This window comes from Pseudomonas sp. BAV 4579 (genome assembly GCF_009765395.1).
Lineage (GTDB): Bacteria > Pseudomonadota > Gammaproteobacteria > Pseudomonadales > Pseudomonadaceae > Chryseomonas > Chryseomonas aestiva.
In genome coordinates, this window is the sequence record NZ_WHOV01000004.1 from 19,787 (window position 1) to 35,586 (window position 15,800).

General features: G+C 65.7%; 13 protein-coding genes. 6 read left to right on the forward strand and 7 right to left on the reverse strand.

The genetic code is table 11. From position 1 onward, the window contains the following. Nucleotides 1-80: 80 nt before the first annotated feature. From GSQ95_RS01730 to GSQ95_RS01740, 3 genes are all read right to left on the reverse strand, one after another. Nucleotides 81-4,928: an NAD-glutamate dehydrogenase gene (locus tag GSQ95_RS01730; RefSeq protein WP_158895928.1), complete on the reverse strand. Its 4,848-nt coding sequence runs from the start codon at nt 4,926-4,928 to the stop codon at nt 81-83. 192 nt (nt 4,929-5,120) lie between these two features. Continuing rightward, nucleotides 5,121-5,330 (reverse strand): SlyX family protein, encoded by a 210-nt coding sequence (locus tag GSQ95_RS01735; RefSeq protein ID WP_064306679.1) that lies wholly within the window; start codon nt 5,328-5,330, stop codon nt 5,121-5,123. Continuing rightward, the gene (locus GSQ95_RS01740) at nt 5,327-5,743 is read right to left on the reverse strand and encodes an HIT domain-containing protein (protein WP_158895930.1); all 417 of its coding nucleotides are present in this window, start codon (nt 5,741-5,743) and stop codon (nt 5,327-5,329) included. The genes GSQ95_RS01735 and GSQ95_RS01740 overlap by 4 nt, the downstream gene beginning before the upstream one ends. Nucleotides 5,744-6,111: 368 nt before the next feature. Between GSQ95_RS01740 and GSQ95_RS01745 the strand changes: the two genes are divergently transcribed. Both GSQ95_RS01745 and GSQ95_RS01750 read left to right on the forward strand, forming a co-directional pair. Then, nucleotides 6,112-7,425: an OprD family porin gene (locus tag GSQ95_RS01745; protein ID WP_158895932.1), complete on the forward strand. Its 1,314-nt coding sequence runs from the start codon at nt 6,112-6,114 to the stop codon at nt 7,423-7,425. Between the two features lie 154 nt (nt 7,426-7,579). Beyond that, complete coding sequence (locus tag GSQ95_RS01750) at nt 7,580-9,286, forward strand: proline--tRNA ligase (protein ID WP_158895934.1); 1,707 nt, start codon at nt 7,580-7,582, stop codon at nt 9,284-9,286. A 16-nt stretch (nt 9,287-9,302) separates the two neighbouring features. Here GSQ95_RS01750 and GSQ95_RS01755 read toward each other — a convergent pair whose 3' ends face one another. After that, the gene (locus GSQ95_RS01755) at nt 9,303-9,590 is read right to left on the reverse strand and encodes an acylphosphatase (RefSeq protein WP_158895936.1); all 288 of its coding nucleotides are present in this window, start codon (nt 9,588-9,590) and stop codon (nt 9,303-9,305) included. Beyond that, the gene (locus GSQ95_RS01760; protein WP_158895938.1) at nt 9,587-10,837 is read right to left on the reverse strand and encodes a YihY family inner membrane protein; all 1,251 of its coding nucleotides are present in this window, start codon (nt 10,835-10,837) and stop codon (nt 9,587-9,589) included. Before GSQ95_RS01760 ends, GSQ95_RS01755 begins: the two co-directional genes overlap by 4 nt. A 91-nt stretch (nt 10,838-10,928) precedes the next feature. On the opposite strand from GSQ95_RS01760, the gene arsC reads away from it, so the two are divergent. Together arsC and wrbA are read left to right on the forward strand one after the other, a co-directional pair. Then, nucleotides 10,929-11,282 (forward strand): arsenate reductase (glutaredoxin), encoded by a 354-nt coding sequence (gene arsC / locus GSQ95_RS01765; protein WP_158895940.1) that lies wholly within the window; start codon nt 10,929-10,931, stop codon nt 11,280-11,282. Next, nucleotides 11,279-11,881, forward strand: a complete 603-nt coding sequence (gene wrbA, locus GSQ95_RS01770) for an NAD(P)H:quinone oxidoreductase (protein ID WP_158895942.1) — start codon at nt 11,279-11,281, stop codon at nt 11,879-11,881. Before arsC ends, wrbA begins: the two co-directional genes overlap by 4 nt. Before the next feature lie 12 nt (nt 11,882-11,893). Here wrbA and hda read toward each other — a convergent pair whose 3' ends face one another. Further along, complete coding sequence (hda, locus tag GSQ95_RS01775) at nt 11,894-12,598, reverse strand: DnaA regulatory inactivator Hda (protein WP_158895944.1); 705 nt, start codon at nt 12,596-12,598, stop codon at nt 11,894-11,896. 97 nt (nt 12,599-12,695) lie between these two features. Further along, the gene (locus GSQ95_RS01780; RefSeq protein ID WP_158895946.1) at nt 12,696-13,784 is read right to left on the reverse strand and encodes a DUF2066 domain-containing protein; all 1,089 of its coding nucleotides are present in this window, start codon (nt 13,782-13,784) and stop codon (nt 12,696-12,698) included. Between the two features lie 285 nt (nt 13,785-14,069). On the opposite strand from GSQ95_RS01780, the gene purM reads away from it, so the two are divergent. Then, a complete protein-coding gene (gene purM, locus GSQ95_RS01785) occupies nt 14,070-15,131 on the forward strand; it encodes a phosphoribosylformylglycinamidine cyclo-ligase (protein ID WP_133859721.1) in 1,062 nt (353 codons plus the stop codon). Beyond that, nucleotides 15,128-15,796 (forward strand): phosphoribosylglycinamide formyltransferase, encoded by a 669-nt coding sequence (purN, locus tag GSQ95_RS01790; RefSeq protein WP_158895948.1) that lies wholly within the window; start codon nt 15,128-15,130, stop codon nt 15,794-15,796. The genes purM and purN overlap by 4 nt, the downstream gene beginning before the upstream one ends. The last annotated feature ends 4 nt before the right edge of the window (nt 15,797-15,800 follow it).

Sequence of the window (15,800 nt, forward strand, 5' to 3'; positions counted from 1 at the left end):
GCCCCCGAGGGTACGCCGCCTTCGCTGTCGCCTGATCGGGTCAGGGCATTCGCGATGACCACTCGCGAATGCCCGTCACCTCAGACGCTGCTGCTGGCGAGATCCGCCAATTCACGACTGGCGACGCTGTACATCGCATAGTCCTGACCGCTGGCATTGCGCAGATCCACCAGCAGACCGCGCCAGCGTTCCACTGCCGCCCGGTGACGCTCCAGCCACAGCGACAGCCGGGCTTCCGGATCGCTCGGCGCCTCGCTCAGATTGAGCATGGCCACGGTGATGGTGCGCTGCTGCACATCCACCTCGTCGCGGAAGGCCTCGCGGGCCAGGGCCTGCCAGGCATTGGCGACCGGCAACTGGTTGAGCTGCTGCTGATACCAGGCCAGATCCAGCACATCACCCGCGGCGAACCAGGTGGCCGCCACCTCCAGCGGATCCTGGGCGGTGACCTCCGCGGCCTGGATCACCGGCAACAGGGTATAGATGTGGTTGGTCCCGGCAACGACCCGCGCCAGCAGTTCCGGCACGCCCGCCTCGGTGTAGGCGCGGAAGCGCTCTTCCCAGTCCTGGCGCGGTTCGCCCTGCAGCAGCTCGTCCAGCCGTACGCCCAGCGCAGCGATGCGCGGCCCGAAGAAGGCCGCCACTTCACCCGCGTCCAGACCGCTGCGATGACTGCGCAGGAACCAGCGGGTCGCCCGCCGCCCCAGGCGCATCAGCTCGCTCATCAGGCGCAACTGCAATTCCGCCGGCACCTGATGATCCAGGGCCTCCACCTGACGCCACCAGTGCGGCAGGTGCAGCACGTCGCGCATCACCACATAGGCGCGGGCGACATCGGCCGCGCTCATGCCGGTGGATTCGCACAGGCGCTGCACGAAGGTGATGCCCATGTGGTTGATCAGGTCATTGGCGATCTGGTTGGCGACAATCTCGCGCTTGAGGCGATGGCGCGCCATCGCCTCGGGGAATTGCTCGGTCAGGCGCTGCGGGAAGGCCCCCTGCATGTCCCGGGCGAGGTATTCGTCGTCCGGCACCGAAGAGGCCAGCAACTGCTCCTTGAGGTCGATCTTGCTGTAGGAGATCAGCACCGACAGCTCGGAACGGGTCAACCCCTGCCCCTTGGCGGCGCGCTCGGCGAGCACCTCGTCGCTGGGCAGGAATTCCAGCGTACGATCCAGCTTGCCGCGACCCTCGAGATCCACGATCAGCCGTTGGTATTCGGCCAGGTGGGTGCGTGCCCGATATTCCGCCAGGGACAGGGCACCGGTCTGCATGTAGTTGTTGGCGACCACCAGCTCGCCGACCTCGTCGGTCATCTCGCCCATCAGGGTGTTGCGCTGCTTGACGGTCATGTCGCCGGCGGAGACCACGTCGCCCAGCAGGATCTTGATGTTGACCTCGTGGTCGGAGCAGTCCACGCCACCGGCGTTGTCGATGAAGTCGGTGTTGCAGGCGCCGCCGTGCAGGCCGAATTCCACCCGTGCCAGCTGGCTCATGCCCAGGTTGCCACCCTCGCCGATCACCTTGGCGCGCAGGTCGCAGCCGTCCACGCGCAGACCGTCGTTGGCCTTGTCGCCGATATCGGCATGGGTTTCGAAGCTGGCCTTCACGTAGGTGCCGATACCGCCGTTCCAGATCAGATCGACCGGCGCCTTGAGCAGGGCATTGATCAGCTCGTTGGGCGTCAGCTGATCCGCCTGCAGAGCGAAGCGCGCCTTCATCTCGGGGCTGATGGCGATGCGCTTGGCACTGCGCGGGAAGATGCCGCCGCCCTGGGAGATCAGGCTGGTGTCATAGTCGGTCCAGCTCGAACGTGGCAGGTTGAACAGCCGCTCGCGTTCGACATAGCTGCGTTCGGCGTCCGGATTGGGATCGATGAAGATGTGCAGGTGGTTGAAGGCCGCCACCAGCTCCAGGCTGCGCGAACGCAGCAGACCGTTGCCGAAGACGTCGCCAGCCATGTCGCCGATGCCCACCACGGTGACCGGATCGGTCTGGACATCGATGCCGCGCTCGCGGAAGTGGCGCTGCACGCTGACCCAGGCACCCCGCGAGGTGATGCCCATCTTCTTGTGGTCATAGCCCGCCGAGCCACCAGAGGCGAAGGCGTCGTCGAGCCAGAAACCGTAGTCCTGGGCGATGCCGTTGGCGATGTCGGAGAAGGTCGCGGTGCCCTTGTCGGCCGCCACCACCAGGTAGGGATCGTCGCCGTCGTAGCGCACCACCGCAGCCGGCGGGACCACCTCGCCATCCTTGAGGTTGTCGGTGATGTCCAGCAGGCCGCTGATGAAGATGCGGTAGCAGGCGATGGCTTCGGCCTGGATATCGTCACGGGAGCCACCGGTCGGCAGACGCCGCGGCACGAAGCCGCCCTTGGCACCCACGGGGACGATCACCGAGTTCTTGACCTGCTGCGCCTTGACCAGGCCCAGCACCTCGGTGCGGTAGTCTTCCTCGCGATCCGACCAGCGCAGGCCGCCGCGGGCGACGTTGCCGAATCTCAGGTGCACCCCTTCCACCCGCGGGCTGTAGACGAAGATCTCGTAGCGCGGCACCGGGCGCGGCAGCTCGGGAATGGCCTTGGGATCCAGCTTGAAGCTGAAGTAGGGCTTGGGCTTGCCGGCGGCGTCGGTCTGGAAGACGTTGGTTCTCAGGGTCGCCTTGATCAGGTCCAGATAGCGCCGCAGGATGCGGTCTTCGTTGAGCACCGCCACATCGTCGAGGGCGCTGAGGATGGCCTGCTCCAGACGCTGCTGCTTGTCGTCCAGGTCCTCGCTGGTCATGCGCCGTGCCAGGTAGAACTTCATGCGGAACAGCCGCACCAGCTCCCGGGCGATGTCGACGTGGGCATTGAGGGTGGCGGCGATGTAGCCGATGTCGAAGCCGATGCGGATCTGCTTGAGATAACGCGCATAGGCACGCAGCACCGCGACGTCCCGCCAGGGCAGCCCGGCAGTCAGTACCAGGCGGTTGAAGCTGTCGTTTTCCGCCTGGCCGTCCACCACCTGGACGAAGGCGTCCTGGAAGGTGTCGTTGAGTTGCTGCAGGTCCAGCTCCAGGCCGGCCACGGTGGTGAAGGCGAAATCGTGGATCCAGTAGCGGCGGCCATTGCGATGGCGCAGCTCGTAGGGGAATTCGCCGAGCACCCGCAGACCGAGATTTTCCAGGATCGGCAAGACGTCCGACAGCGCCAGGGGCGTATCGGCGTGGTAGAGCTTGCAGTGCAGGATGTTGTCGCCGGTCTGGGTCAGCGGCTGGTAGAAGCCCATGGCCAGACGGCGATCGTCCTTCAGGTCCAGCAGGTGACGCATGTCCACCACGGCCAGGTGCGGCGCGAAGCGCTCGCGATAGCCGGCCGGGAAGCCCAGCGGATAGTCGGCCAGGATGGAGGTGCCCTGGGCTTCGCCGAAGCTGTCCACCATCAGGCTGGCGAAGTCGTCCTTCCAGCTGCGGCAGGCCTGCACCATCTCCTGCTCCAGGCGCGCCGGATCGACGTCCTGCGGCTGCAGCGGATCGACCCGCAGGATGAACTGCACCCGCGCCAGCACGGATTCGGAGAAGAAGGTCCAGAATTCGCAGTCGGTGCCATGCAGGCGATCCATGAGGATCTGCTGCATGCGCTGGCGCACTTCGGTGGAGTAGATGTCGCGCGGCACATAGGCTAGGCAATAGAAGAACTGGCCATAGGGATCGCGGCGCAGGAAGACGCGGACCTTGCTGCGCTCCTGGATCTGCACGATGGCCATGGCCGTGCTGGACAGATCGTCCACCGGGGTCTGGAACAGATCGTCCCGCGGCAGGCCTTCGAGGACCTGGGCCAGTTCCTTGCCGAGGTGGGCGCTGCTGTCGAAGTCGGCGCGGCGGCGTACCTCGTCGACCTTGCGGCGGATATAGGGAATCTCCCGCACGCTATCGTTGTAGACGCTGGAGGTATAGAGGCCCATGAAGCGGTGCTCGCGCACCACCCGGCCGCTGGCGTCTACCTCGCGCAGGGAAACGAAATCGGGATAGGCCGGACGATGCACCCGGCTCGGGTCGGCCGCCTTGGCGAAGGACAGCAGCACCGGCTCGCGCAGATAGCGCAGCGGCTCACCGGACAGGGAGATCTCGGCGGTCTCGGGCCGGCCACGCAGGCGGCGCGACAGCCCCAGCAGGGACTCGGGCACATAGCGCTGAATCGCCGTCTCGCCATCGCCTTCGACGGTGAATTCCTCGTAGCCGAGGAAGGTGAATCTGTCGTTGCGCAGCCAGTCGAGGAAGGCCTTCACCTCAGCCAGCTCACCCTCCTCCACGCCGGCCGGATGCCGGTCCAGCCAGGTCAGCAGATCGGCGACCTTGGCCTTCATGGCCGCGAAGTCACCGACGGTCAGCCGGACCTCGCCGAGGATCTCCTGCAGCGCCGCCTCCAGGGTGCGCAACTCGGTGGTGGCCGCGCAGCGGTCGATTTCGAGGAACATCAGGGCCTCGCGGGTGACCCCTTCGCCCTGCTGGCCCTTGGGCAGCAATTCGAGCAGGCGACCCTGGGCATCCCGACGCACGCTGAGGACACTGTTCTGCAGGGTATGGACGCTATAGCCCTGACGGTTGAGCTCCATCCGCACCGAATCCACCAGGAAGGGGGAATCGGCGTGCAGCACCTCGACCACGGTATGGCTCGATTGCCAGCCGTGTCGCTCGTAATCCGGATTGAAGACCTGCACCCGCGGCTCGGCCGGATCGAAGACATCCAGCAGGCGCCAGGCCGACAGCACGCAGCCGACCAGATCGGACAGCCGACGCTGGGTGAGTTCTTCCAGCGGGACGATGCCGAAGAACTGGGCGGTGAAGCGATCCAGTTGTTCGAGGGTATCCCCTTCGACATGGGCCGCGAGGGCATTCTTGAGTTGTTGTTGGAAATCCGCTTGGCTGGCAGCGGTGAAAAACGCCATAACCGTACTCCGTCCTGAAGGTGCTGTGGGCTTCGCTCCGCAGAGGACAGGCCTCTCCCGGAGCGAGTTCCACAAGGGACGAGGCCGGACTGCACCAAAAAAGTGCAAGGATGCAGTGCCGCTAGAGTAGCCGGCAAAGCCGCCTGCGCACGTATGTCAGGGCGACAACAAGATTCAGCTGCGGAACGGATCTCAATAGTGTGGCGGCGGGGCTTCGTCCGGCATGCCGCCACCGCCCGCGCTCTGCAACTCCGCCTGGCGTTCGGCCAGCATGCGGATCTGCGCCGCGCAGCGATCCAGGGTCCGCTGCTGCTCGACGATGATGTCGTTGAGGGTCTGGATGGTGTCGTCCTGGAAAGCCTGGCGCATCTCCAGGTCGGCGATACGTTCTTCAAGGGTCATGCCTGTGCCTCCTGTTCGAGCTGCACCCGCCAGCGCTCGGCCGCGGCATGGCCAGCCTCGGCGGCATAGGGCTCGCGGGGCGAATGCCCCCATACCGGGCCGGGCCAGGCCGGATCATCTTCCTGCCGCAGCAGGACATGCAGGTGCAATTGCCGAACGACGTTACCCAGGGCGCCGATGTTCAATTTGCGGTCAGGGTGAGCGTTACGCAACACCTGGGCAACAAGTGTCACCTCTCGCCACAGTTGCACCTGGTCCTGGGGTGACAGGTCGAGGACCTCGGTAACACCTTCGCGCCGGGGCACCAGCACCAGCCAGTCATAGCGGCGATCGTTCAGCAGCAATACCTGGCACAGCGTCAAGGACGCTACTTCCAGGGAATCGCCAGCCAGTCGTGGATCTATTTGGAACATCTCATCTCCTGCTAACACCAGTCAGCACTAAAAGTGTGCACGGCTTGGGGAACGTGAAACCTTTGGTGTCACAAAGGTGCAATCAACCCGCCTGAAACTGCCCGTCACCCGGGGAATTGCCTGGTGATAGACAGGCGGGCTCGGCATTTGGGGATTTGTGCACGCTTTTTGCTATCACGATCCGGGTACGACGATCGGACGGGAACTCTTAAAGCGCTTTCTTAAGAGTTACGGTTAATCCGCTCATCACATACAAAATTTTGATGAAGCCTATCGCCCCTCCAAGAGAGGTGCTATATGTGCCGCCATTAGAACAAACAGCCACGGCTGACACGATGGCTGACTTTCAACCCAAAGGAGCATTTCTGATGCAAGCGATGAAGTGGAGCATTCTCGCCCTGGCCGTAGCCGCAGGGACCACTCAACTGGCTTTCGCCGACCAGCAGTCCGAATCCAAGGGCTTTGTCGAAGACAGCAAGCTGACCCTGCTGAACCGTAACTACTACTTCAACCGGGACGTCAAAAACGGCGCCAACGATCGTAAAGATTGGAGCCATGGCTTCCTGATGAATTACGCATCGGGCTTCACCCAGGGTACCGTGGGTGTCGGCGTGGACGCCTTTGGCTACCTGGGTCTGAAACTGGACGGCGGCCGCGGCACCGTAGGTTCCGGCAACCTGCAGGTCGACAGCGACGGCCGCAACAAGGACGAATACTCCACCGCGGGTGCCGCAGTGAAACTGCGCATCTCCAACACCGTCCTGAAGTACGGCAATGTGCAGCCCACCTCCCCGGTCTTCGCCGTGGGTGGCAGCCGCCTGTTCCCGCAAACCGCTACCGGCTTCATGCTGACCAGCGAAGAAATCGAGAACCTGTTCCTGGAAGCCGGTCACATCACCGCTGCGCGTGACCGCACCAACACCTACCATGACGGCAACCTGGGCGCGACCTACGCGTCTGGCATCACTGCCGGCTCCGCCGACTACCTGGGCGGCAAGTACAAGATCAACGATCAGCTGAATGCGTCGCTGTACTACGGCCGCATGGAAGACCTGTGGAACCAGTACTACGCCAACGTCAACTTCGTGCAGCCGCTGGCGGCCAACCAGGCATTGACCTTCGACTTCAACTACTACTACACCAAGGACGCTGGCAGCGCCAAGCTGGGTGATTTCACCAACAACGCCTACTCGCTGGCCGCCGCCTACAGCATCGATGCCCACACCTTCACCCTGGCCTACCAGGGCGTGAGCAGCGATTCGCCGTTCGACTACGTCGGCGTCGGTGGCAAGGGTGCCAACACCGGCAACGGTGGCGACAGTATCTTTCTGGCCAACTCCATCCAGTACTCCGACTTCAACGCCTCCGGCGAGAAGTCCTGGCAGGCGCGCTACGACCTGAACATGGCCACCCTGGGCGTACCCGGCCTGAGCTTCATGGCCCGTTACATCTACGGTCACGACATCGACGCGCCCAAGGGCAGCACCGCCTACGCTGGCCTGTACCAGGACGGCGACAAAGAGCGCGAGACCAACGTCGAAGCCAAGTACGTCCTGCAGAGCGGCCCGGCCAAGGACCTGTCCTTCCGCGCCCGTCAAGCCTGGCACCGTGGCGACGCCAGCACCGGCGGTACCGTCAACGAGTTCCGCCTGATCACCGAGTACCCGCTGAACATCCTCTAATAGAGGCCAGCGTACCTCGTACGATCCAGCAGCCCGGCCTTCGCCGGGCTGTTCTTTTCCAGCCCTATGTCGGCGCCGCCCACGTCCCTGTACGCCCTGCCCCACCCCACCGTACAATGCCGGTCCCGTCTCGATGCCGACAGACCGCCTAGCCATGCGTACCAGCCAGTTCCTGCTGTCCACCCTCAAAGAAACCCCTTCCGATGCCGTGGTGATCAGCCACCAGCTGCTGCTGCGTGCCGGCATGATCCGCAAGCTGGCCTCCGGTCTCTATACCTGGCTGCCGCTGGGCCTGCGCGTGCTGCGCAAGGTGGAGGCCGTGGTGCGCGAGGAAATGAACGCCATCGGTGCCCTGGAGGTGCTGATGCCGGCGATCCAGCCCGCCGAGCTGTGGCAGGAATCCGGTCGCTGGGAGCAGTACGGCCCCGAGCTGCTGCGCCTGAAGGATCGCCATCAGCGCGATTTCTGCGTGGGCCCGACCCACGAGGAAGTCATCACCGATCTGATGCGCAACGAGTTGAACAGCTACAAGCAGCTGCCGATCAACCTGTACCAGATCCAGACCAAGTTCCGCGACGAGATCCGCCCGCGTTTCGGCCTGATGCGCGGCCGCGAATTCGTGATGAAGGATGCCTATTCCTTCCACCTGAACCAGGCGTCGCTGCAGCAAACCTACGACGCCATGTACCAGGCGTACTGCAACGTCTTCACCCGCCTGGGCCTGAACTTCCGCCCGGTGCAAGCCGACAACGGCTCCATCGGTGGCAGCGGTTCCCACGAATTCCATGTGCTGGCCGGCTCCGGTGAAGACGACATCGCCTTCAGCGATAGTTCCGACTACGCCGCCAACATCGAGAAGGCCGAGGCCCTGCCGCGGGAAACCGCGCGCGGTGCGGCCACTGAAGAATTGCGCCTGGTCGATACCCCCGATACCAAGACCATCGCCGATCTGGTGGAGAAATTCGGTCTGGCCATCGAGAAGACCGTGAAGACCCTGGTGGTACGCGGCGCCGAGGAAGGCAAGCTGGTCGCCCTGGTGGTGCGTGGCGATCACGAACTGAACGAGATCAAGGCGGCCAACCTGCCGGAGGTCGCCAGCCCCCTGGTGTTCGCCACCGAGCCCGAGATCCGCGCGGCCATTGGTGCCAGCCCTGGCTCCCTGGGCCCGATGAATCTGTCGATTCCCTGCATCGTCGATCACTCGGTGGCTCTGATGAGCGACTTCGGCATCGGCGCCAACCAGGAAGACAAGCACTACTTCGGCGTCAACTGGGAGCGTGATCTGCCGCTGCCCCAGGTCGCCGACCTGCGCAATGTGGTGGCTGGCGATCCGAGCCCGGATGGCCAGGGTACCCTGGTGATCAAGCGCGGCATCGAAGTGGGCCATATCTTCCAGCTGGGCACCAAGTACAGCGAGGCCATGAAGCTGTCGGTCCTGGGCGAGGAAGGCAAGCCTACCCTGCTCACCATGGGCTGCTACGGCATCGGCGTGTCCCGCGTGGTCGCCGCCGCCATCGAGCAGAACCATGACGAGCGTGGCATCCGCTGGCCGGCTGCCCTGGCACCGTTCAACGTCGCTCTGGTGCCGATGAAGTACGAGAACGCCGCGGTGAAGGAAGCGACCGATCGCCTCTATGCCGAGCTGAAGGCCGCCGGCTTCGATGTGCTGCTGGACGACCGTGACAAGAAGACCAGCCCCGGCGTGAAGTTCGCCGACATGGAACTGATCGGCATCCCTCATCGCCTGGTGGTCGGTGAGCGCGGCCTCAATGAAGGCCTGGTCGAATACAAGGGTCGTACCGACAGCGACAGCCAGAACATCGCCCTGGCCGAGATCGTCGACTTCCTCAAGGCCCGCTGAGGGCTACCGCTCCAGGTCAGGCGCTCGTGCGCCTGACCTGGAAGTCGGTGAAGCCTTCACCGCCCACCTCCTCCAGCACCACCCCGGTCACCCGGGCCGCTGCCGGTCCCTGCCAGAGCCAGCGCTCCAGCTGGGCAAGTCCCTCGACCGAACCCTCCAGGTGGCACTCCACCCGGCCATCCGCCAGATTTCGCACCCAGCCGGTGACGCCCAGTCGCTGCGCCTCCTGCCGCGTGCTCTCGCGGTAGTAGACGCCCTGTACGCGACCACTGATCAGGCCGTGACGCGCCGCTCCATCCATCATCGCGGGGCGCTCCTTTCTTCCAGCGCCGGCGCTACCTTGAGCCACTGGGCCACGCTCCCGGCCAGCAGTTCATGACGCTGCGCCTGCAGCCGCGCGAAGGCCTCCCGCAGCTGCGGATACCAGTCACCGGGAAAGCGTTCGGCGGGCGGCCAGCAATCCGGTGCGGGAGGCGCCCAAGGTGAGCGATCCAGCAGGTCCAGTAGCGCATAGCCATGCAGATCGCGGCAGAGCACCCAGTGGCCGCTGTCGTTCTGGCACACCAGGCGTTCCTGTTGCAGGAAGGCCAGCACCGCGTGCCACTCATGCTCCGGCAGCTTCCAGCCGGCCTGGTGCAACCGTCCCAGGTGCAGGCTGGAGCCGTTCTGCTGGCGCTCCAGAAAGGCCCGCAGCACGGCGAGCAGGATGAAGAAGGCCGGCAGCGGCGCGCGGCGCCAGTGATGGGTGGTGGACAGGCTGCAGACCACCTCCGCGCCCAGCAGCACGATCAGCCAGCAGACATAGATCCAGACCAGGAACAGCGGCACCGTGGCGAAGGCGCCATAGATCAGCTGGTAGCCGGGGAAATAGAAGACATAGAGACCGAACAGACTCTTGGCCGCCTCGAACAGCACCCCGGTCAGGGCCCCGCCGATCAGCGCGTGGCGCAGCGGGACCCGGGTGTTGGGCACGGCCGCGTACATCAGGGTGAAGGCGGCGATGCTGAACAGCAGCGGCGTGACCTTGAGCAGCGCCTGGGCGCCGGACATGCCGTAGGAGCCGAACACCAGAGCCACCGAGGCCAGGTAGGTGCTCATGGCGAAACCGGCGCCCAGCAGCAGGGGCCCAAGGCTGAGCACTGCCCAATAGAGCAGGAAGCTGGACACCCCACGCCGCGGAATGCGCACCCGCCAGATGTCGTTGAAGGTCTTTTCCACCGTCACCAGCATGAAGAAGGAGGTCACCGCCAAGAGGGCCACGCCCAGCCAGGTCAGGTGACGGGCCTGCTCAATGAAGTTGCGCAGGTATTCCTCCAGGGTCGCCCCGGTGGAGGGCACGAAATTGCGGAAGATGAAGGCCTGGATCTGCACCTCGGTGCCCTGGAAGGCAGGAATCGCCGAGAGCATGGCGAAGGTCACGGTCATCACCGGGACCACGGCGAACAGGGTGGTGTAGGTCAGGGCCGCGGCGTTGTTGGGCGCGCGGTCCTCGATGAAGCGGTCGGCGAGATAGCGAACGAAGGACAGCAGTTCACGCAAGCGGGCCGGCATTGGCGGTTCCTCGAAAGGCACGGTCAAGGGCTGGCACGGCAGTCCTCGCCAACCCGCTACAATGGGCATCTTACCTTCTATGGATCAGCCCATGAGTGAAATCGTCCTCTATCACAACCCGCGCTGTTCGAAATCGCGGGCGGCGCTTGCGCTGCTGCAAAGCCGCGAGCTAGCCGTATCCGTGGTGCCCTACCTGGAGACGCCACCGGACGCCAGCGCCTTGCGCGAGCTGCTCGCCAAGCTGGGCCTGAACGCGCGTCAGTTGCTGCGCACCGGCGAGGAGGCCTATCGCGAATTGAACCTCGCCGATCCGGCGCTGGACGAAGACGCCCTGATCGCGGCCATGGCTGCCCATCCCAAGCTGATCGAAAGACCCATCGCCGTGCATGGCGAACGCGCCGTCGTCGGTCGTCCCCCCGAGCGTGTACTGGAGATCCTGCAATGACCCCCGAAGCCTACGTCCTGGTGCTCTACTACAGCCGCCATGGCGCCACCGCCGAGATGGCTCGCCAGGTTGCACGCGGGGTGGAAATGGGTGGCATGGCCGCGCGCCTGCGCACCGTACCGGCGGTGTCCGCCGAGTGCGCCGCGGTCGCCCCGGCGGTGCCCGAGCAGGGTGCGGTCTATGCCACCCTCGATGATCTGCGCGATTGTGCGGCCCTGGCCCTGGGCAGTCCGACGCGCTACGGCAACATGGCCGCCGCCATGAAGTACTTTCTCGACGGCACCAATAGCCTCTGGCTGACCGGCGCCCTGGTGGACAAGCCCGCCGGCGTCTTCACCTCCACCGCCAGTCTGCACGGCGGTCAGGAGAGCACGCTGCTGTCCATGGCCCTGCCGCTGCTGCACCACGGCATGCTCATCACCGGCCTGCCCTACAGCGAGAGCGCCCTGCTGGAAACCAGGGGGGGCGGTACGCCCTATGGGCCGAGCCATTTCGCCGGGGCGGACGGCAAGCGCACGCTGGACGAACAGGAGACGGCGCTGTGCCGGGCCCTGGGCAAGCGCTTGGCGACCCTGGCGGGTCGCTTGCAGAAGAAGTAGGAGCCGGCGCGACTACCAGCCCATGATTTCCTTGACGAAGGGAATGGTGAGCTTGCGTCGCGCCTGCAGTGACGCCTGATCCAGACGTTCGAGCATGTCGAACAGGGCGTCCATGCTGCGGGTATTGCGTGAGAGGATGAAGCGGCCGACTTCGTCGGTCAGGTGCAGGCCACGGCGGGAAGCGCGCAGTTGCAGGGCGCGCAGCTTGTCTTCGTCGGACAGCGGGCGCAACTGGAAGACCAGCGCCAGGGTCAGCCGCGACTTGAGATCGGCCAGCTGCACCGGCAATTGCCGCGGCGCGGCAGTACTGGAGATCAGCAGCCGCTTGCCGGCATCACGCAGACGATTGAACAGGTGGAAGAGCGCCTCTTCCCAGCGTCGCTGGTCGGCCAGGGCGTCGAGATCGTCGAGGCAGACCAGCTCGCACTGCTCGAGGTTGTCGAACAGCTCGACGCCGTAGTCGGCCAGTTCGCCCATGGGTAGGTAGATGGCGCGCTCGCCCAGTTCCTCCAGGCGGTGACAGGCGGCCTGCATCAGATGGCTGCGACCGGCGCCCGCGCCACCCCAGAGATAGATCAGACTTTCCGTCCAGCCGGCGTCCGCATCACAGAGACGCTCGACATAGCCGAGCGCCGCGGCATTGGCGCCAGGGTAGTAATTGACGAAGGTGGCGTCGTCACGCAGACGAATGCCCAGGGGCAGCTGTAAAGGCATCATGCCAGCTCGAACGGCTCTTGGCAGTTTCGCGAGGGGGCCAAGTCTAACCAAATCCCGGGTCCCTCGCAGCAGCCGCTTCAGTCTTGGGTGTCGGCCCTCATGGCCAGCGGAAATACAGGGTGGTGCGCGCCGGCTGAGCGGATGGGGCCGGCTGGGCCGCAGGCGCGCTCGGCGTGGCCGTGGCGTCGACGGGTGCACCCGAAGTCGCCGCTGCCGGAGTGACAGGGGCTGCCGGCGCCGTAGCGGGCTGCAGCCCGGCGAGACCGAGTTGCGCCTGCAACTGGTCCGGATTGGCGGTGAGGTCGTAGGTCAGCTGGGTCCCCTCGACCTTGACCAGGCGGCTCGACAGGGGCTCCAGGACTTTCTGCAGCTGGGCATAGCGCTCGAAGTTGGAATTGTCGGCCACCAGGGTCAGCGGCTGGGTGGTGCCCGGGCGGGAGACGAATTTCTTCGACAGGCGCGCGGCCACGTCCTGCAGCACCGCGGCGGCCAGGGCTTCCTGATCGGCCGCCTGGCTGCTGCCCTGCTCGGCGGCGCTGCCGTTCCAGAGGCGCCACTGGGCCTGCCAGCCATTGCCCTGGGGCTTGGCATGCACGGCCAGCAGCGCATTGGCGCCATAGCGCTCGGAGGCCTGGCGCAGGGCGGTCGGGTCGCTGGCGTCGATGTTGGCGGCGGTGCCGGCCAGTTGCTCGTTGAGATCGGCCAGCGGCAGGCGGATCGGCAGGCCGGCGCGCTGGGCGCCACGCTGGACGCCGGTGCTGGCGGGCTGGCCATCACCCACCAGGGTCGCTCCGCTGTCGGCGTCGTTGAGCCACCAGATCATAACCACCGGACGATTGGCGCCCCATACCGAGAGCCCCGCCTGACCCAGGGCACGCTCGGTAGCGGCCGGGTCGAAGTTGGCCACCAGCACCTCCGGCGGGCCGGCGTCATAGCTGTACTGGCTGATCAGGGATTCGGGCGCCGACAGGGCACTGGCAAGACCCGGGGCCTGGCCGGCCTGGGGATTGCCGGTCAGGCGTCCGGCCAGCACCTGCAGGGCGCGCTTGAGGGCGGCATTGCGCTCGTCCGGTTGTTGCGAGGTCACCGGCTCGCGGACCTGGTAGAGGTTGTCCACCACCTCGGCGCGGGCGAGCGGACTCAGGACCAGCAGCGAAGCGAGCAACGGAAGGACGAGACGGCGCATGGCGATTCCATAGAAAGGGCAAGGGGCATACCTTAAAAGCCGCCCGATCCGCGAGCAAGGGCACTGGGTCGCGGGCTGCGCAGAAGGTAGCGGTGGAGACTGCCCGCCCGGCGAGCGGATGGGCGACCAGGCTCAGACCACGGCAGGCTGGCCGGGTGCCATCGCCACCCGGACCGGAGGCCGCGGCGGGCCGCGTGCTTTGGCACGGCTTCTGGTAAAATCGCCCGCCTCATTGCCGGCTGGCGCCAGCCGGCTCGTTTCGCCATTAGCCAAAGGCCAGGATTCATGAGCAAACAACCCCAGCTGAGCTACAAGGACGCCGGTGTAGACATCGACGCCGGTGAGGCTCTGGTAGAACGCATCAAGGGCGTCGCCAAGCGCACCGCCCGCCCGGAAGTCATGGGCGGCCTGGGGGGCTTCGGTGCCCTGTGCGAGATTCCGGCAGGCTATCGCCAGCCGGTACTGGTCTCCGGTACCGACGGCGTCGGCACCAAGCTGCGCCTGGCCATGAACCTGGCCAAGCACGACAGCATCGGCATCGACCTGGTCGCCATGTGCGTCAACGACCTGGTGGTCTGCGGTGCCGAACCGCTGTTCTTCCTCGACTACTACGCCACTGGCAAGCTCAATGTCGATGTCGCCGCCCAGGTGGTGACCGGCATCGGCACCGGTTGCGAACAGGCTGGCTGCTCCCTGGTGGGTGGCGAAACCGCCGAGATGCCCGGCATGTACGAAGGCGAAGACTACGACCTGGCCGGCTTCTGCGTCGGCGTGGTGGAAAAGTCCGAGATCATCGACGGCTCCAAGGTCGCCACCGGCGACGCCCTGATCGCCCTGCCCTCCTCCGGCCCGCACTCCAACGGCTATTCGCTGATCCGCAAGATCATCGAGGTGGCCGGTGCCGACATCGAGAACATCCAGCTCGACGGCCAGCCGCTGACCGAACTGCTGATGGCGCCCACCCGCATCTATGTGAAGCCGCTGCTCAAGCTGATCAAGGACACCGGCGCGGTCAAGGCCATGGCCCACATCACCGGCGGCGGTCTGCTCGACAACATCCCGCGCGTGCTGCCCGAGGGTGCCCAGGCGGTGCTCGACGTGGCCAGCTGGCAGCGTCCGGCGGTATTCGACTGGCTGCAGCAGCAGGGCAACGTCGACGAGACCGAGATGCACCGCGTGCTGAACTGCGGCGTGGGCATGGTCATCTGCGTGGCCCAGGATCAGGTCGAAGGCGCCCTGCAGGTGCTGCGTGCCGAGGGCGAGCAACCCTGGGTCATCGGCCGTATCGAACAGGCCGCCGAGGGCGCCGACCAGGTCGTGCTGAACAATCTGAAACAACACGGATGAGCCCTGCCGACTGCGCCGTGGTGGTGCTCATCTCCGGCCACGGCAGCAACCTGCAAGCCCTGCTCGACGCCGCGACGCCCCCCGTGCGGATCGCGGCGGTGATCGCCAACCGCGCCGAGGCCTATGGCCTGGAGCGGGCCCGCCAGGCGGGGATCGCTACCCAGGTGATCGACCATCGCGACCACGACGATCGCGACAGCTTCGATGCGGCCCTGGCGGCCGCCATCGACGCCCAGGGTGCCGATCTGGTGGTCCTGGCCGGCTTCATGCGCATCCTCACGCCCGCCTTCGTGCGGCGCTACCAGGGTCGCCTGCTCAATATCCATCCCTCGCTGCTGCCCCTGTACAAGGGCCTGCACACCCACCAGCGCGCCCTCGACGCCGGCGATGCCTGGCACGGCTGCAGCGTACACTTCGTCACCGAGGAACTGGATGGCGGTCCGGTCGTCCTGCAGTCGCGGGTGCCGGTACGGGCCGAAGATACGGCGGAGAGCCTCGCGACACGGGTACACGCCGCCGAGCACCTCCTTTATCCTGTGGCCGTGCGGTTGTTCGCCGAAGGTCGTCTGCGGCTGGGTACCCTGGGTGCCGAGCTCGATGGCGAGGCACTGCCGCCTACCGGGGCCAGGTTGCCGTCGCTGACGGCCGCGGCCTCCCCTTCCTGATCCA

What these genes read in the sequence shown, in the direction of transcription:
- GSQ95_RS01780 (WP_158895946.1), bottom strand. Translation starts at nt 13,784, where the DNA reads ATGCGCCGTCTCGTCCTTCCGTTGCTCGCTTCGCTGCTGGTCCTGAGT.
- GSQ95_RS01740 (WP_158895930.1), bottom strand. Translation starts at nt 5,743, where the DNA reads ATGTTCCAAATAGATCCACGACTGGCTGGCGATTCCCTGGAAGTAGCG.
- arsC (WP_158895940.1), top strand. Translation starts at nt 10,929, where the DNA reads ATGAGTGAAATCGTCCTCTATCACAACCCGCGCTGTTCGAAATCGCGG.
- GSQ95_RS01730 (WP_158895928.1), bottom strand. Translation starts at nt 4,928, where the DNA reads ATGGCGTTTTTCACCGCTGCCAGCCAAGCGGATTTCCAACAACAACTC.
- wrbA (WP_158895942.1), top strand. Translation starts at nt 11,279, where the DNA reads ATGACCCCCGAAGCCTACGTCCTGGTGCTCTACTACAGCCGCCATGGC.
- hda (WP_158895944.1), bottom strand. Translation starts at nt 12,598, where the DNA reads ATGATGCCTTTACAGCTGCCCCTGGGCATTCGTCTGCGTGACGACGCC.
- purM (WP_133859721.1), top strand. Translation starts at nt 14,070, where the DNA reads ATGAGCAAACAACCCCAGCTGAGCTACAAGGACGCCGGTGTAGACATC.
- GSQ95_RS01760 (WP_158895938.1), bottom strand. Translation starts at nt 10,837, where the DNA reads ATGCCGGCCCGCTTGCGTGAACTGCTGTCCTTCGTTCGCTATCTCGCC.
- GSQ95_RS01735 (WP_064306679.1), bottom strand. Translation starts at nt 5,330, where the DNA reads ATGACCCTTGAAGAACGTATCGCCGACCTGGAGATGCGCCAGGCTTTC.
- GSQ95_RS01755 (WP_158895936.1), bottom strand. Translation starts at nt 9,590, where the DNA reads ATGATGGATGGAGCGGCGCGTCACGGCCTGATCAGTGGTCGCGTACAG.
- GSQ95_RS01745 (WP_158895932.1), top strand. Translation starts at nt 6,112, where the DNA reads ATGCAAGCGATGAAGTGGAGCATTCTCGCCCTGGCCGTAGCCGCAGGG.
- GSQ95_RS01750 (WP_158895934.1), top strand. Translation starts at nt 7,580, where the DNA reads ATGCGTACCAGCCAGTTCCTGCTGTCCACCCTCAAAGAAACCCCTTCC.
- purN (WP_158895948.1), top strand. Translation starts at nt 15,128, where the DNA reads ATGAGCCCTGCCGACTGCGCCGTGGTGGTGCTCATCTCCGGCCACGGC.